We start from the raw sequence: 14,982 nt of genomic DNA on the forward strand, positions 1-14,982 counted from the left end.
AAACCTCCATCTTCTTGGTAAAGTTCAAGTACTCATTCTAGCTTCCGTAATCGATTCTTCCATCCCCTACGGATTCGGATTGATCTGTATGAAATATTCCTCGACCAACCCTTGCATCTGGTCAGGCAGCGGATTGCGATCTAACGTTTTGCGCGCTTCGGTCTCATAATCGCGATACACTTCCTCATAAGGCCTGGACATACCCGGAACGGTCGGCGAAACGCCGCCCTTCTGAATATCTCCTCCGCTGCCCTTGATCTCGCCGGAATCGTTCTGCACATTGCCGCTGCCCTTGAAATCCCTAGGGATCGTCACAAGCTCGCGACCGCCTGAGCCAAAGCCGGCTCCGCTTCCGGTTCCGCTTCCCGATCCTCCGCTGCCGCCTGAGCCGGAGCCTGCTCCTGATCCAGAGCCGCTCCCCGAACCGGAACCACTGCCGGCGCCTTGACCTTGACCTTGACCTTGACCTTGACCGGCCCCGGAGCCACCTTCTCCGGGGCTTCCCTCCGAGCCTTCGCCTTCTTCTCCCGAGCCTTCCCCGGATCCCGCCTGCGCCAACGCCTCCGCACTGCCGCCGTTACTCCAGGCATCCGATACCGACATCCCGGCAGCCGTCATCTGATCGGCCAAGCTCAGTCCTTGCGAAGCAAGGGAGGACGCCAGCGAAGCGGCGGATTGCGATTGACTGTCGGATGCGGCTTTAGCTTGAGCCGCTTTAGCCAGCTCCTCGGCCAGCTGCTGGAGCGCTTCTTCCAGCTCTTTCGGCAGCTTGCCTTCCTTCAGCGAGTCTGCCGCTTTCTTGAGCTCTTGCTCCAGCTTCCCGTCCTCCAGTTGCTTGGCTGCTTCCTCTGCCAGTTTTTTCAAAGCATCGGCCAGCTCGTTCTTCTCTTCCTGGGACATCCTTTTCACCTGCTCGGTGAGTTTCTTCATTTCCTGCTTGAGCTCATCGGCCATGCCTTCGGCAAGCTTTTTCCCCACCTGGGACAACGCCTTCTCCTGCTGCATTTTTTGGGCCAGCTCCGACAATGCCTTCGCTTTTTCCTCCTGCTGTTTCGCCATTTTCTCCAGCTCTTTCATGGCTTCTTCCAGCTTCTCCAGCGCTTGCTCGGGATGCTTCTCACGCTCCAGCGCTTTTTTCAAGGCATCCAGCTTCTCCTGCAGCTTCTTCCTGTCAGCAGGATCGATCGTTTCTTTCTGGAGTTCTTCCGCCAGCTTTTCAGTTTTGGCTGCCTGCTCCTTCATCCAGCTCTGCGCCTCTTTTGCCGCTTCCACCTTCTTATCCATCGGATTCGGAACAAAAACAAGGATGAGCACGGCAGCCAGCGAAGCGCCACAGATCAAGAGATGTCTTTTACGGTTAGGGTAAGGAAGTCGTTTCGGCAATTGCTCTGCAAAACGTGCGCCATAGCGCTCCGCCTGCTCGCGCTGCCATTTTGCAGCCTGCGATTCCTCTTCTTTGAACGATAGTGCCGTTACCATCATGTCACTTCGCTCCGCTTCGTCAGGAACATGATCCATCGCAGAAGCAGCCTCTTCGATCGGAACCCGGAGCAGCCATCCCCATAACAAACCTACGAAGCCTGCCCCAACAGGAATGGCGACGGATGCAACGGGAAGCCAGGCTATGGGCACGAATCTCCCCAGCACCAGAAGCAGCAGCAGTGCGGCAAACCCTGCCATCAGTCCGTATAAAACATACGTTATGACGCGGAATCGCTGCAGCCGCCGTCTCGCGGCTTCGATAAAACGCATGATGTTGTCCATTGCTCTTCCTCCTTATCCTGCTGTTATGCTTTAGGTTACGCTTCGTCCCGCGTCATTTCCGATACTTGCGGGAGCTGTTCTTCGTTCTTATCCTTACGTTTCCGCCTTGCGACAGGACGGATATTTCGTACGGCAACCCACAGGGCGAGAACGATCACAACCGAATAGACGATGAAAAATTCCAGCCACAATTCAATGGGAGCCTTGCTGTTCAAGCTTCCGCCGTACAACAGGAACACGTCTTTTGAGAAGGACGGGTTAAACAAACTCATCATCGCCCCAGCCGGATTCAAGCCCAGCAAATATCCGACCCAGGAATAGCTGCCTGGCGTTGGCGCCTGCCCGCTTTGATACATATTCTGCTGTTCAATTCCCATGAAGAACAAATACAGCAGTCCTGTTATAAGGAAGATAATCAGTCCCGCACCGTAGGTGACAATAATCGCGACGATGGTTCTTTTGAATAAAGTCGAGAACATCACCCCAAGCGAACCGAGCAGCAGCATCACGAATAAATAAAAAATAAAGACGGATATGAGCTGTTTCGGCGAAATCCCCCCATACAGGAAAACAATGCTGTATACCGGCAGGGTAGCCAGCACGATCAGTGTCATGAAGCTGAGTGCCGACACCAGCTTGCTCAGCACAATCGTGGCCGAGCTCTGCTGCGTTGTCAGCAGCATGCTCAGCGTTTGCTTCTCCCGCTCGCTGCTGATGACACCGGCGGTAAGAGCGGGCGCCATGAATGCGATGAGGACAAGCTGGGCAAAACTCAGCACATAGAACATCATTTGGCTCATCTGCGGATCGAATCGCTGTGGTCCCCGCTGTCCCAAATATAAGAAGAGATAAATGAAGCCCATCGCAACGGCTCCGAGAGCCAATACATAAAATAACACCGACAGCATGGAACGCGTAGAACGCATCCGCAGCCGAAATTCCTTGTCAATGACCGGATTAATTAGCTTTCTGCTCCAATTCATTCGCGGGGCCCTCCTTTGGTAATTTCGAGGAATACATCCTCCAGATTGCTCTGCGCTTCCTGAAACGAGACAATCGGAATTTCCCAGGAGACCACCTGCCGCAGCAGAGCGCTTTGCTGCGTGTCAYCCCCGCCGTAATGAACATGGACGCCGGTGTTATCCGTTAATACCGACGTGACAAACGGTTCGTCCCGCAGCTTCTCGGCCAATTCTTCTTCACGCTCGAGCGTGCGGATGTGGATGACTTTTTTTACGCGGAGACGGCTCTGAATATCGGCCACCTTGCCTTGGGCAACCATCTCGCCGTGCTCAATCACGCCGATTTCATCCACCATCTCCGCCAGCTCAGGCAAAATATGTGACGAAATGATGATCGTCTTGCCCATCAGCTTCAATTCCTTCAATATTTCACGCATCTCGATCCGCGCCCGCGGATCCAGCCCCGAAGCCGGCTCATCCAGAATCAAGACGTCCGGATCATGCACCAGGCACCGGGCAAGGCATAAACGCTGCTTCATGCCCCGCGAGAGACTGTCGACGTAGGTATCCGCTTTGTCGCTCAGGTTGACCAGCTCTAGGAGCTGCGGAATGAGCTGTTCCCGCTCGGCGCGCGGAATGCCGTAACTCGCCCCGTAAAAATGCAAATATTCGGTAGACTTCAGCTGGTCATACACGCCAAAGAAATCGGGCATGTAGCCGATCCGCTTGCGGACCTCCTTGGGATGCTGGGTCACGTCGAAGCCGCCGACCTTGGCAACACCCGAGGTTGGCAGCATCAGGGTGGCCAATATGGACATCGTTGTGGATTTGCCGGCTCCGTTCGGACCGACAAATCCAAACACCGTCCCTTTTTCGATATGAAGACTGATGTCCTTCAACGCATGGAACGTTCCATATTTTTTACTCAGGTTTCTAATCTCGATCATTGAGTGGCCTCCCCCTTCACAGACAGCTCCGGCATCATAAAGTTGGTCTGATCCTTGGCGGTGATCATGAAGCGGATCCGATTCCCCACGATATACTGCTCCGGATTCTTGGTAATGGTAAACACATTGTTCGCGTCTGTAACAGGCTCCCATGCGCTCTTCTTCGAGTTCCAGATCTCCATCGTAACGTTGTTGTTGAATTTGGTGCCTTTCACGGACAATTCCGAATACTTCACGTTGCCTTCCGAAATTAACGGGAATTCGGCGATCAAGCTGCCCTGTCCCATTTCAACCCCATGAGGGTAAACCCCGAACATCGGCGCATTCACCTGCGATATTTCGGGAGACAGGAAGCCGTAAGGAATGTTAATCTCCCCGTTCAATCCCCAATCCATCTCCACGGGCTGTATCCAGAAATTGAGCTGATCACTGTCCACCTCAGCGCCTTTCAGCGTATAATTCGTCAAATGGTCCTTGCTCCATCCCAAGATGTAAGCATCTCTGTTGACCATTCTGTTGGAATATCCGTATTGGGACAAAATATCACGCTCACGCTGTTTCGGATCATTCTGCGAATAAGGGTACAGCATCCCGGACAAGTCACCGCCTGTAAACTTGATGATTTGTTTCGGGTCCTGAGGAACGGCTGCAGCATCTCCCTTCTTGATATCTCCCAGCTTGTAGGCTTTGCCCCCGACAACCAGCACAACCTCGGTCAAATCGTTAATCGTGTCATTGGTGACCTTACCGTTTAATTCTCCTTTGGCATCCAGCTTCAAATCCATGCCCAGACGCCCCATCTCCTCGGTTCCTTGACGGTCCACCCAGACCTTGGCTAATGACCATTGGGACATGTCGCGTAGCTCCAGCGTCGTGGACGCCTGCTCCACTCGGACAAAACTCTTATTCTCGCCCATTCCTCCAAACCTGGTCTGGGACTGCCCCGTTTTCAAATACGTATTCTCCGGAAATTCCAAAGCATAGTTCCCGCTTCGAGGCGTGAAAAATGCGGAAGCCGTCGATTTAACCGCATCCCCCTGACCGTTTAGTTCAATCAAGTTGATGGTGTGCGCGAGTTCCCGCGTCTTGTCCGATGAACCGACCACGTAAACGGAACCGCTCGCGATGACGGCAATGATCGGGATCAAGAACCACGCCCATTCCCGCTTGTCCGCCTTCTTCAAGATATAGTAGAGCAGCGGCGCAACGACGACCGCATAAATAATGAGCATCCACAACAGCAGCGTGAAGGAAGGCATCTTCAGTGATGGAAAATACTCCAGAACGTAATTCAAACTGTCCATCAGCGAATTGTAGTACATGCCATTCTGAGCGCCCACCATGGGAAGGCTATTGCGCAATATTGATGCCCATGCATCCGGATGGCCTGCCCATGAGCTCACCGGCTCCATAGCCAGATCATAGGCCGCATATTGAACACTTCCTTGGCCATAGGCTTTCGAGGCAAACAAAGGTTGTCCGTCCGCTTCAATTCCGATTTGGGCGCCTTCCACCGCTTTCGCTGTGGAAATGGTAAATGCCCCATCCAGTTTCAGCGGTTTCCCGCCAAGCTTCTCCAGCTCAGCCAGCGAATGAACGGTGGTGGTCCCATCCGCAGCGACCGGCGTGATGTCGGCAAACGGTGCCGCTGTTTTGGCATATCCAGCGCCGCCGGCCAGAATCAGGGTGCCGCCGCCATTCACCCAATCTGTAATCGCCTTGCGTTGAGGCTCTGACAGCGTATCGGAAGCAAAATTGTTGATCAGGATGACGTCCAGTCCGTTCAGCAGCATTCCATCCGATGGAACGCTGGCGTTCTTAAGCGGGAACACATTCACGCTGTTGCCCTTGCCGTTAAGGACATTCATGAAATTCATTGTATCCGGATCATCGGATAACACGGCGATGAGTGCGCCCTGATATGGAGAAGCCTGCACGTAATTTTTACCTGAGGCAAACGGAATCTGCTTCCCCTTGGTATAAGACCCTTCATAGAACAGGATCTGGTTATTATCTTTATTCAGCACAGCCCCTGGAATGCCGATCACGACTTCCTTCGGCGTATCCTTCGGCAGGTCCACCTGCTGGACGTAGGAGGTTTGATATCCGAAGCCATTGTAGTTCTGAATCTGCACGACCACGTCACCGGATATATCCCGGTCACTGGTTAAGGTCAGTTTGAGCGGATTCCATTTATCATGTTTAATCTTGCCTTGATAACCCATTTCGGATTGAATGCCAATCTTCGCTCCGTCGGCGTAGACGTTTCCGGCCGGGAACGAGAAGGATAACGTTGCAACAATCAGCAGCGCCACCATCTGCAGCAACATCCACGTTTTTTTTGTATAAAACGACAACTGATGATTCCCCTCTCCACATATAAATTGCTTTCTCATGACAAATGACACCTATGTTCAGAAGACGTATGTAAAGGTTCTCTTCACAAGTTCAACTATATTGACGAGTCGAATCTATAAAAAGTTTGACGTTTCCTTCCATAAATAAAAATCCCACTCCAATAAGAGGAGCGGGATCAAGGGGTAATCCATTGCAGCGTTAAAGTGTTAGGCTGCTCCATTGTACTATCTATGATGAATCGTCCGAATACAGCCTCATATCTTACTTGTATCTCAGGCACAGGCCCGGTTACTCTGGCATCGCTCGCCATCGTGTTCGTTCTGTTTCCAAACCTGCTGGCTGTCTTCCTGTCTGATCATACTTACGCTTGCAAATCTTACGCAGACCGTTAGTTGAATACAACCGTTTTATTGTTATGCACCAGAATCCGATCCTCAACATGCCATTTGACGGCTCTTGCAAGCACCACGCGTTCGATGGTACGGCCAATACGCTTCAACTCGTTGACATCATCCCGGTGGCTAACGCGCTGCACGTCCTGCTCAATAATCGGCCCGCCATCCAGCTCTTCGGTTACATAATGGGCGGTTGCTCCGATAATTTTCACCCCGCGGTTATAGGCTTGCGCATAAGGCTTGCCGCCGACAAAGGCCGGAAGGAAGGAATGGTGAATGTTGATAATCCGGTTGCGGTAATGTTCGATAAAGGTTGGCGAAATAATCTGCATGTAACGCGCAAGGATAATCACGTCGATATCATCGCCGATCACATCCAGCTGACGCTGCTCCGCTTGAGGCTTCGTATCCGCCGTAACCGGAATGTGGTGATACGGGATACCGAACGATTCCACGTATTCCTTCATATCCAGATGGTTGCTTACCACCAGTGCGATATCCGCGTCCAGATCGCCGGCCTGCCATTGCCACAACAGCTCTACAAGGCAGTGATCTTCTTTTGAAACAAAAATCGCCAGCCGTTTCTTACGGACCGCATGGTAGATATTCCATTCCATACGGAATTGATCGGCAACTTCCCGGAAGGACTCCTCCAGCTGGGGAAGCTTCGTGTTCAAATCCTCCAGATCAAATTCAACCCGCATAAAAAACATGCCGCCGGCCGGATCCATTGTATATTGATCAGACTGGACAATGTTGGCACCATGCTGGTACAGAAACTGGGAGACCGCCGCCACAATTCCCGGTCCATCCGGACAGGAGATCAGCATGCGGGCGCGATTAGGGTACTGACCTGCCGCAGACGGCAGATCCTTCTTGATGTGAATTTCCATGAGACTTGGTGATCCTCCTTTTAAATCTGCAATTAACGTCAATCGGCCTCTCAGGAAAACATGCCGCGACTTGCGGACGTTATCCCGAGAATGCCTTAGTATTCTGAATATAAAGCCATTTAATGAAGCTTATGAAGTCAGGGAAACACCGGACAACCAAGCGATCAGGCGCTGATTGATCTGCTCCTCCGAAAGGTCGGACAGCAGGCCGGCTGCCATGACCATATCATACAGGCGCTCCATCGGTTCGCGAGGATCGGCCTTTTTGGCTTTGGCATCATTCTTCAGAAGCGTCCAGGTATCCAGCACGAACGAACGGGATTCGATGCCTTCCTTCGCAAAGAAAGCACCCAGTTCTTCTACTTGCTGAGCAAAAGTCGGCCCGAAACGGCCTTCCACATCCCCGCGCAAAAGCGCAATCTCGATCTCATACATCGGACGCTGCGTTTTCGGATCTTTACCGATCCACGGCGTCTCCAGAATGAACGGTCTGCCCTGAAGCTTCTCATGATGAACCACTCTTTGAATGGCTTCATAGCCGATCCATCCGGTTCCAATCGGCGTATGACGGTCTTTACCCGCTCCACGCGGATTCTTGCTGTCATTCACGTGCACGACCGTTAACCGGTCGAGTCCGATCAGCTTATCGAACTGCTCCAGAACGCCGTCCAGATCATTTACGATATCATAACCCGCATCATGAATATGGCAGGTGTCGAGGCAGATGGCCAAACGGTCATTGTACTTCACCTTATCAATAATGGAAGCAATTTCTTCAAAACTGCGTCCCATCTCGGTGCCTTTGCCGGCCATCGTCTCCAGTGCAATCTTCACTTCGGTCTCATCCGTACCGCCGAGCACTTCATTAAGGCCTTCGGCAATTCGGTCGATGCCGTATTCCGCATCCTTATCGGTATACGCGCCGGGATGGAGAACGATATTCTTCACGCCGACCGCATGCGTGCGGCGGATCTCCTCTTGCAAAAAGCTTACCGCCAGCTCAAACGTGTTGGGCTTGTACGATCCGAGATTAATAATGTACGGCGCATGGACCACGATCTCCTCAATACCGCTTTCCTGCATGGCGGCTTTGCCTTCTTCGATAAACATGGAATCGATCGGCTTGCGACGCGTGTTTTGCGGTGCGCCGGTATATATCATGAACGAGCTTGAGCCATATGATGTGGCTTCAGCCGTCGCAGTCAGCAATCCCTTGTCCGAAAACGACACGTGGGAACCAATTTTCAACATGCTGCATCCCCCTTTTTTAACACACAATTACACCTATTTTAGCTTGTATATCGAAATAAATCTAGAAGAGATGGAATCGGGAGGACATTCTTGGAAGGAATCCAATAATGACGTGGGTTCTCGGCATTTCACGTTGGAAACAGAAGGAATGCGATGGAAGGTGTTGGAACGTGTTTTTGTGGGTGGATTGTGGGGAAAATTAAAAAAGAGCCCTTCGTCTCCAGCAGACGTTTGGGCTCTTCACGTTATTATTCTTCGAATGTAATAAGGTCATAATCACAATTCAAGACGCTCGCGAGCTTTATAGCAATAGATACCGGTGTATCGCCAGGATTATTTTCGTAGTGATCAAGTTGATACCCACTTATTCCAATTGATTTTGCCGCCGACTCAATAGTTAATCCTCTGAACTCCCTTAGTTCTTTTAAGCCTATCGAATCGCCCCGCCTGTATTTACTCCCCTTATTCATACGACTCCGCCTCCGTATTTTCTCGTTGTACTTACACCTCAAGAGATATCATGGTAAAATTTATCCTTGAATCACCGTCCTTCGAAAGGAGCAAGCAAATTGAAACGCGTCTCCAGAGGGAGATGCTTACTTCCTGATCTGCTCATAGCTAGGGGAATGTCACAAAATGACTACGCCGTTAGGTCTGGAAGACACCCTAGGATGATTTCACATTTCTGCCGAAACGAAAGAACGATGTCGCCTGAGGATATGTATATCGCCTCGAAAATACTTAAGTGCAGCATGGAAAATCTGTATGAGTGGATAGAAGAGTAAGTAGCGGGAATACCGCACCCTCTTGAGACATCCAGAGCAATTTGCTCCGGTTTGTTAAATTATACCTCTATTTCCTCTACCCCTCAATTGGTAAAATATACCTTATTTAAACTATGTTCATATCCACTCATTTTTCAACCACAATCCATCCGGCATCTTTCAAAGATAAATTGCTTTTTTCAGCGTAGTATTTCTTTACGCCTTTATCCGTTAACAAGCTAACATAACACGGCGACTTCATTTTTGATTCATGTCTTGCTATCACACTCTTAACTTCTCTGTTATTTGTCACAGGTTCACAAATGAATGAATAAGTTTCCATAGAATGTCACCTCTGATGTGTGTTGAAATCATATTACTACGAACATAAGTTCTTATCAAGCCTTGTTTTCATGTTTGTGAAAAGATATCATAGAACGTATGATCCCGATGTATAGGAGGGGCTATACTTGAGTATTTTGGAGGCTATCTCACATGAAGATCGTTTTCATGTCAAACGATATGCAATACTTCCCTTTATCATTTCTGCATTCGAACGTGATTCAAAGATTATCGAACAACATTTCAAGTCACCAGAACCTTATACAGATTTCCTCAAAATTGCAATCAAACGAGCAAACGAGGATTTTCATTATGCAAAGAGACACTTTTTTGAGCGCGGACTAAAAATAACATCACAAAGCAAGACTTCTGATGGTTTGATGACACGGTTTAAATGTAGAGGATATGAATCTGAAATGGAGTTGAGATGGGAGTTTATTTCTGCTGAGGCTTCTATTCTAATGCGTAAGTACCTGGGACTTGATATAAGTATATATGAAGATAGAAAAGGGTCTAATGAGGCTTTATGGAATACATATTGAGGGGATTGAAACAGCGTGAGTATGTGTAAATTCGAGATGACTGTAAATGGATTCATTCTTAGAACCTATCATAGTGAAAGTGAAGAATCAGGATTAAAATGGTGCAAAAAATATGCTTCACAGTTTCAGAAAAAGGTCGCGAATTTGGAGATTAAACTTGTTATATATAAGAAAGAAAAGCAATCGGAAAGATGGATGTATCACGGTAAGCCATTTTTGTATGACAGAACCCTTGTGAAAAAGCCTCGAAAAGACCTAAATACTTAATGAAGTATTATTAATGTAGAAACATCTCTGTCATGCTGGTAAAATGGAACAAAAAAAGGGCGGTGTAAATATTGCCAAATTTAGACGAGATTAAAGAGCAAATCGAATCGGTAAAAGGTAACTCCAAACTGTCTAAAATGTCAGAGGTTAAAGAACTACCGAAAATCCTTCTCTCTCAAGAAAGAATCACCGAGATCGCAAAGGGAAGGTATAATAAAACGCCTGGTATTATTGTGGTGACTGACTCGAGAGTGATTTTATTAACTAAAGTTCTCTTTGGAGGATCCAAAACAGAAGAATTCACTTTTGATAAAATAACCTCGATTGAAAATGAAAAGGTTCCCCCTCTGCTCTTAGGGAAAATAAAAATCCTTGCCATGGGTAATGAAGCATTCATTGACAATATGGATTATGAAGAGTCAAGACTTATAACCGCTTTAATTAGAGAAAGTATTTCTCGCCCAAAAGAGGTCGGTAATCAGACTCCTGAAAACACACCTAATAAAGCAGACGCTTTTACCAAGCTTGAGAAATTAAACGAGCTCTACGAGAAAAAAATAATAACCGAAACAGAATATCAAGCCAAAAAGAGTGAACTGTTATCATCTATATAATCTAAAGAACCCCTTCCAGCACTAAGCCGGTAGGGGTTTTAATATGTCCAATAGTCTATGTTTCTCATCTTAGGCGGCGATTTCTCTAGATCTTCTGTCCGAATGATCAGGATACCATCTGTCGTGGACTTATCCGGCCACACGATGAACCCTTGATGCTCAAGGTATTGGAGCCCTATCAGTATATCTGGACGGAGCCGCCCGGTCATCCTTTCTATCCGTCTAAAATCAGGCATGCGGCTGTTATGTACTGGACTCGGGTAATTTATAAGGATTCGAAGTAACTTACGTTCGAAATCAGGCAGCATTTTGTCCATCTCCTTCATGCGAATGTATGTTTGTATTATATCAGGCCTGAACGCAAAAAAGAACCCCGTCAGCCTAAGCCGAGGGGTTCTTTCCACGTTAACTCTAATAACTAAGTGGAGACGAGTAATGTTCAACAGGGAAGAATCATCACTCAATATGAGTATAGCCGCTCGACAGTGGTTTATACCTTTGTACTAAGTGTAGCTGTCTTGGTATTCTGGTCCCATCCAATCTTTGCTCCCAGCGCTTCACCAACATCTCGCAGTGGAACGTATGTCACTCCGTCCACTAGTTTACCGTCTTTGATCTTCTTACCATCCACGATGACTTTCACCTTGTCGCTCACCGCAGCCGCGTCTTCCTTCTGTTTCATCTTCTTCGCCCACGCCTTCAAATCATTCAGCGTGCCGTCGAACTCATTCAGGTCCACGTTGCCACTAATACCCGGGACCTTGCCAGAATCACTAAATTGCCAGATAGTCCAGCGTTTCCATGCTGCCCGATCATCCGGCACTCGGGTATTACTGTATCGTGCAATCCACAATGGATATGATCCAAGGGATGTGTCAAAATTGACGGCAAAAGCATTGCCCGTGTAGATCATCGGCCGGCAGCCTGTAAGTCGCTCCACCTCGTTCAGGAATGCCAATGCAATGACGTTGATAGTAGCCTTGTTGAGATTACCCGGGTTATTCTCGTAATCCATCACCGGCGGCAATTCGAACACATCACCGGCCTTCTTCATCGTCTCTGCGAAATGGGTAGCCTGCTGCTTCGCTGCTTGTACTGTGATAGCATCCATGAAATGATATGCACCCACCAAAAGCCCAGCTCCCCGCGCCCCCTTCGCATTCTCATAAAATCGTGGATCCACACGCGCCGTTCCTTGAGTTGCTTTGATGAAAGCGAACTCTCTGCCATCTGCCTTTACTTGCTGCCAGTTGATTTTACCTTGCCAATGGGAAACGTCGATCCCTTGGACATTGCCCTTATTTCTGCTCTGCATTGGTTTCCACTCCCTCTTTACCTTGCTTAACGAATTGATGTCCAAGCACAGCAAAGGCACCGGCCAGAATCCCTTGGATCAAGTTTTCAACCGACCACCCGAGAAGACCAATAGCCAACCATACAGCGACTAGGACGACGATATAAACGATACTCCAATCCGGCACCTTCGGCGTTTTCTTCAATACTCCACCAATAATCCAGCAAACAGCTACCACGATAAACAACCGCGGGTCAATCAAATCGAAAATCACGTTCCACTCCATATTCGTTCATCCTCCTATTAATTAATTGCAGCTAGTTTGATACCAGTCCAGACCGCAGCGACGATTCCACCAGCAATGCCGGTGATTACCACCCCGTAGAACGTACGCTTAAACCACTTCTGGTCCTCTGCCTGCGCCTTTTGCGTCTCAAGCGCAGCGTTTGCTTTCCGTAGAGCTTCCTCTGCGATGATCTTCGTCTGATTAAATTCAACTTCCAGCCCTTCAAGTTTCTGCTTCACCTGCTGCGCGCATGTCAATGCTTCCCGGGACGTCTCTTTGACATCGGCCACCGACGGCACCAATGCCGCTAATGGTTTTAAAGTCTCTTCAATTCTGGCGAGCTGAATTTGCAAACTAACCAATGTGTTTACATCGTGCACGTCACCCACCCCTTGTGTTGTTGTCATCCCCTCGTCCCCCAATCATTTCTCTGTATTAAAAATAGCCCCCGGACCACCCAGGGGCATAAAAAATACGCCTTACGGCGCTCTATGCTGCATAATCAACGTTTGTGATTTGCTTGTATTCATCTGGAGTGATCATCTTTGCCACAACAAAAGTCTTTAAGCTTTCGGAATTGTATAACGGATGTTCATTATCATAGTAGCGTTTGACGATCGAATACCACATCTACCCTGCACCTCCCTTCAGTGCTGCCACTTCAAAGAGCAAAGTCCCCACTGTATCCTCAAGGGATGATATGGTCGCCTTATCATTGGCGTTATCCAGTAAGAGTGTTCCGATCGTTGTATTCAGCTCGTCGACCTCGGTAGTTAAGGGTTTTCGCGGTTCTTGTGGCACCTCTGGTTCAGGATCACGATACGTAAAGAGTGGTTTGAGAGTTTCTAAGTCAATCCGTGTTATTGCTCCACCTTGAGCATAATCTTCAGCATACGCCCCATATTCTAACTGGACCATCTCAACCGTTTCGGGGACACGTTCAGATAGTTCGACATACACCTCGAAATCTTGTTCACGAGTAGTTTCTACAATGTCTCCAGTCCGATCACGGGTGTTCAATATTACATTACCAGTACTTTTGTCAAAGTAAATTTTAGCGCCTATATTCATACACATTCACCTTCTTTATCATTCATAAGCGTACCAATTAAAACTCATTCCAGCTGTATAGCTGAATGGTCCGGCAGGAAGTCTGAACCCAGAACTATTAACATACAAGTTCCCCGAAATAAAATAATCTAATGTTTCGGTTATATCATCGCTCATTCTGCGTATTTTTTGTGTGAAAGCTCCTATATCCACACTATAGTAGCCAAGAACTCTGTAACCTCCATCACTAATGATTATTACTCTGGGTGTAAAATCAAGTCCATTAACAGTTACCGCATAAACGGTTCCCGTATTACCATTTGTAAAAGTAATACCGTACAAACTGTTTGACGCATTGGTTTGACCTGACGCTTTACGTGGAGATATTCTAATCTGCCCAATTTTATTTGCTAAAACAGTATTTGTATCATTAACTGAAGCTGCTACACCTTTGCCGGTAATCGCATTAGCTATAGCTTGCTTTTCCGCTGTGGTCATACGTTCCAAAACACCCAAAAATCCAAAAATCGAAACGTCTTTCGGTAAATTGCCCGGAGAAAGTGCACCTTCAGCGGCTTGTAATTGTGCAGGAGACACCTTGATTTCACCGTCACCGACGCCGCCTTTCTGATATCCTTTCTCGGGATATACAGCTAATGCTCCATCACCCCATTTTGCAGTTCCAGTAGCATTTCTAATGCCTGTGAGATGTGGCATGGTACCGACAATCAGACCGTCTTCCCCAGGAAACGTTTTACCTTGTAGTACATCCGGTGCAGTCGCTGTTCCTACCTCCCCCCCTTCACCCCCCTGTAAGAAAAAAGACGTACCGTCATAAACCAATGTATAAACACCGTTTGCTTTGAAGCTAGCTGCACTGCCATTTGCTTTTAACACAGGTTTAGCCCCGATATTGTTAATATTAAGTGTCGGGGCGCCCGTGCTCGCGGCATTTATTTTAATCGTTATGCGATATCCCGCTGGTAGTGGTTCCGTTGGGGCAGGGTTCAATGTTACTGCATAAGCGTTACCATTGTTCGATGTAACCCCATATCCCCCGATGTCAATCTTCTCTGCAGCCTTCTCTTGCAACTCCTTGATGGATTCCGAAGACAACGTCATAAACCAATTCAACCATGCGGCAGGCGGTTTATCGTTCACTTGCCATCCTTCCTGCTTCTTCGATTCAGGAGGCTCCACACCGGGGGCGCTCCAAGTAGGAACTTGTTTATCAAAAGCCAAGGTAATCCCTC

The 14,982-nt window shown here is 48.4% G+C and carries 17 protein-coding genes; 3 read left to right on the top strand and 14 right to left on the bottom strand.

Annotated features, from left to right (window positions below; all coding sequences use genetic code 11):
- Nucleotides 1-66 precede the first annotated feature (66 nt).
- From ACPV3A_RS24010 to ACPV3A_RS24040, 7 genes are all read right to left on the bottom strand, one after another.
- Nucleotides 67-1,764, bottom strand: coding sequence for a phage tail tape measure protein (locus ACPV3A_RS24010; RefSeq protein WP_426201642.1), 1,698 nt, complete (start codon nucleotides 1,762-1,764; stop codon nucleotides 67-69).
- Nucleotides 1,765-1,799: 35 nt separating this feature from the next.
- Nucleotides 1,800-2,747, bottom strand: a complete 948-nt coding sequence (locus ACPV3A_RS24015) for an ABC transporter permease (protein ID WP_426201644.1) — start codon at nucleotides 2,745-2,747, stop codon at nucleotides 1,800-1,802.
- Complete coding sequence (locus ACPV3A_RS24020; protein WP_426201646.1) at nucleotides 2,744-3,673, bottom strand: ATP-binding cassette domain-containing protein; 930 nt, start codon at nucleotides 3,671-3,673, stop codon at nucleotides 2,744-2,746. The genes ACPV3A_RS24015 and ACPV3A_RS24020 overlap by 4 nt, the downstream gene beginning before the upstream one ends.
- Nucleotides 3,670-6,069: a DUF7408 domain-containing protein gene (locus ACPV3A_RS24025; RefSeq protein WP_426201648.1), complete on the bottom strand. Its 2,400-nt coding sequence runs from the start codon at nucleotides 6,067-6,069 to the stop codon at nucleotides 3,670-3,672. The genes ACPV3A_RS24020 and ACPV3A_RS24025 overlap by 4 nt, the downstream gene beginning before the upstream one ends.
- Before the next feature lie 350 nt (nucleotides 6,070-6,419).
- Nucleotides 6,420-7,319: a formyltetrahydrofolate deformylase gene (gene purU / locus ACPV3A_RS24030; RefSeq protein ID WP_216530669.1), complete on the bottom strand. Its 900-nt coding sequence runs from the start codon at nucleotides 7,317-7,319 to the stop codon at nucleotides 6,420-6,422.
- 129 nt (nucleotides 7,320-7,448) lie between these two features.
- On the bottom strand, nucleotides 7,449-8,570 hold the full coding sequence (locus ACPV3A_RS24035; protein WP_071222600.1) for a deoxyribonuclease IV: 1,122 nt from the start codon (nucleotides 8,568-8,570) through the stop codon (nucleotides 7,449-7,451).
- 248 nt (nucleotides 8,571-8,818) lie between these two features.
- The gene (locus ACPV3A_RS24040; RefSeq protein WP_426201650.1) at nucleotides 8,819-9,040 is read right to left on the bottom strand and encodes a helix-turn-helix domain-containing protein; all 222 of its coding nucleotides are present in this window, start codon (nucleotides 9,038-9,040) and stop codon (nucleotides 8,819-8,821) included.
- A 99-nt stretch (nucleotides 9,041-9,139) separates the two neighbouring features.
- Between ACPV3A_RS24040 and ACPV3A_RS24045 the strand changes: the two genes are divergently transcribed.
- Nucleotides 9,140-9,355, top strand: a complete 216-nt coding sequence (locus ACPV3A_RS24045) for a helix-turn-helix domain-containing protein (RefSeq protein WP_426201652.1) — start codon at nucleotides 9,140-9,142, stop codon at nucleotides 9,353-9,355.
- 127 nt (nucleotides 9,356-9,482) lie between these two features.
- On the opposite strand, the gene ACPV3A_RS24050 is transcribed toward ACPV3A_RS24045, so the two are convergent.
- Nucleotides 9,483-9,677, bottom strand: coding sequence for a hypothetical protein (locus ACPV3A_RS24050; RefSeq protein ID WP_426201654.1), 195 nt, complete (start codon nucleotides 9,675-9,677; stop codon nucleotides 9,483-9,485).
- Between the two features lie 127 nt (nucleotides 9,678-9,804).
- Between ACPV3A_RS24050 and ACPV3A_RS24055 the strand changes: the two genes are divergently transcribed.
- Both ACPV3A_RS24055 and ACPV3A_RS24060 read left to right on the top strand, forming a co-directional pair.
- Nucleotides 9,805-10,218: a hypothetical protein gene (locus tag ACPV3A_RS24055; protein WP_426201656.1), complete on the top strand. Its 414-nt coding sequence runs from the start codon at nucleotides 9,805-9,807 to the stop codon at nucleotides 10,216-10,218.
- 338 nt (nucleotides 10,219-10,556) lie between these two features.
- Nucleotides 10,557-11,099 (top strand): PH domain-containing protein, encoded by a 543-nt coding sequence (locus ACPV3A_RS24060; RefSeq protein WP_426201658.1) that lies wholly within the window; start codon nucleotides 10,557-10,559, stop codon nucleotides 11,097-11,099.
- A gap of 490 nt (nucleotides 11,100-11,589) precedes the next feature.
- On the opposite strand, the gene ACPV3A_RS24065 is transcribed toward ACPV3A_RS24060, so the two are convergent.
- From ACPV3A_RS24065 to ACPV3A_RS24090, 6 genes are all read right to left on the bottom strand, one after another.
- The gene (locus tag ACPV3A_RS24065; protein ID WP_426201659.1) at nucleotides 11,590-12,414 is read right to left on the bottom strand and encodes a GH25 family lysozyme; all 825 of its coding nucleotides are present in this window, start codon (nucleotides 12,412-12,414) and stop codon (nucleotides 11,590-11,592) included.
- Complete coding sequence (locus ACPV3A_RS24070; RefSeq protein ID WP_426201661.1) at nucleotides 12,398-12,679, bottom strand: phage holin family protein; 282 nt, start codon at nucleotides 12,677-12,679, stop codon at nucleotides 12,398-12,400. Before ACPV3A_RS24070 ends, ACPV3A_RS24065 begins: the two co-directional genes overlap by 17 nt.
- A gap of 17 nt (nucleotides 12,680-12,696) precedes the next feature.
- Nucleotides 12,697-13,086, bottom strand: coding sequence for a hypothetical protein (locus tag ACPV3A_RS24075; RefSeq protein ID WP_426201663.1), 390 nt, complete (start codon nucleotides 13,084-13,086; stop codon nucleotides 12,697-12,699).
- An 82-nt stretch (nucleotides 13,087-13,168) separates the two neighbouring features.
- The gene (locus ACPV3A_RS24080; protein WP_426201665.1) at nucleotides 13,169-13,309 is read right to left on the bottom strand and encodes an XkdX family protein; all 141 of its coding nucleotides are present in this window, start codon (nucleotides 13,307-13,309) and stop codon (nucleotides 13,169-13,171) included.
- The gene (locus ACPV3A_RS24085) at nucleotides 13,310-13,750 is read right to left on the bottom strand and encodes a hypothetical protein (RefSeq protein WP_426201666.1); all 441 of its coding nucleotides are present in this window, start codon (nucleotides 13,748-13,750) and stop codon (nucleotides 13,310-13,312) included.
- Nucleotides 13,751-13,768: 18 nt separating this feature from the next.
- Entirely contained in the window at nucleotides 13,769-14,971 is a 1,203-nt protein-coding gene (locus ACPV3A_RS24090; RefSeq protein WP_426201668.1) for a hypothetical protein, read from the bottom strand.
- Nucleotides 14,972-14,982 lie beyond the last annotated feature (11 nt).

Source organism: Paenibacillus sp. Dod16 (genome assembly GCF_049893405.1).
GTDB lineage: Bacteria > Bacillota > Bacilli > Paenibacillales > Paenibacillaceae > Paenibacillus_AQ.

Coding starts and splice junctions, on each gene's coding strand:
- ACPV3A_RS24010 (WP_426201642.1), bottom strand. CDS start 1,764: ATGGACAACATCATGCGTTTTATCGAAGCCGCGAGACGGCGGCTGCAG.
- ACPV3A_RS24015 (WP_426201644.1), bottom strand. CDS start 2,747: ATGAATTGGAGCAGAAAGCTAATTAATCCGGTCATTGACAAGGAATTT.
- ACPV3A_RS24025 (WP_426201648.1), bottom strand. CDS start 6,069: ATGAGAAAGCAATTTATATGTGGAGAGGGGAATCATCAGTTGTCGTTT.
- purU (WP_216530669.1), bottom strand. CDS start 7,319: ATGGAAATTCACATCAAGAAGGATCTGCCGTCTGCGGCAGGTCAGTAC.
- ACPV3A_RS24035 (WP_071222600.1), bottom strand. CDS start 8,570: ATGTTGAAAATTGGTTCCCACGTGTCGTTTTCGGACAAGGGATTGCTG.
- ACPV3A_RS24040 (WP_426201650.1), bottom strand. CDS start 9,040: ATGAATAAGGGGAGTAAATACAGGCGGGGCGATTCGATAGGCTTAAAA.
- ACPV3A_RS24050 (WP_426201654.1), bottom strand. CDS start 9,677: ATGGAAACTTATTCATTCATTTGTGAACCTGTGACAAATAACAGAGAA.
- ACPV3A_RS24065 (WP_426201659.1), bottom strand. CDS start 12,414: ATGCAGAGCAGAAATAAGGGCAATGTCCAAGGGATCGACGTTTCCCAT.
- ACPV3A_RS24070 (WP_426201661.1), bottom strand. CDS start 12,679: ATGGAGTGGAACGTGATTTTCGATTTGATTGACCCGCGGTTGTTTATC.
- ACPV3A_RS24075 (WP_426201663.1), bottom strand. CDS start 13,086: ATGACAACAACACAAGGGGTGGGTGACGTGCACGATGTAAACACATTG.
- ACPV3A_RS24080 (WP_426201665.1), bottom strand. CDS start 13,309: ATGTGGTATTCGATCGTCAAACGCTACTATGATAATGAACATCCGTTA.
- ACPV3A_RS24085 (WP_426201666.1), bottom strand. CDS start 13,750: ATGAATATAGGCGCTAAAATTTACTTTGACAAAAGTACTGGTAATGTA.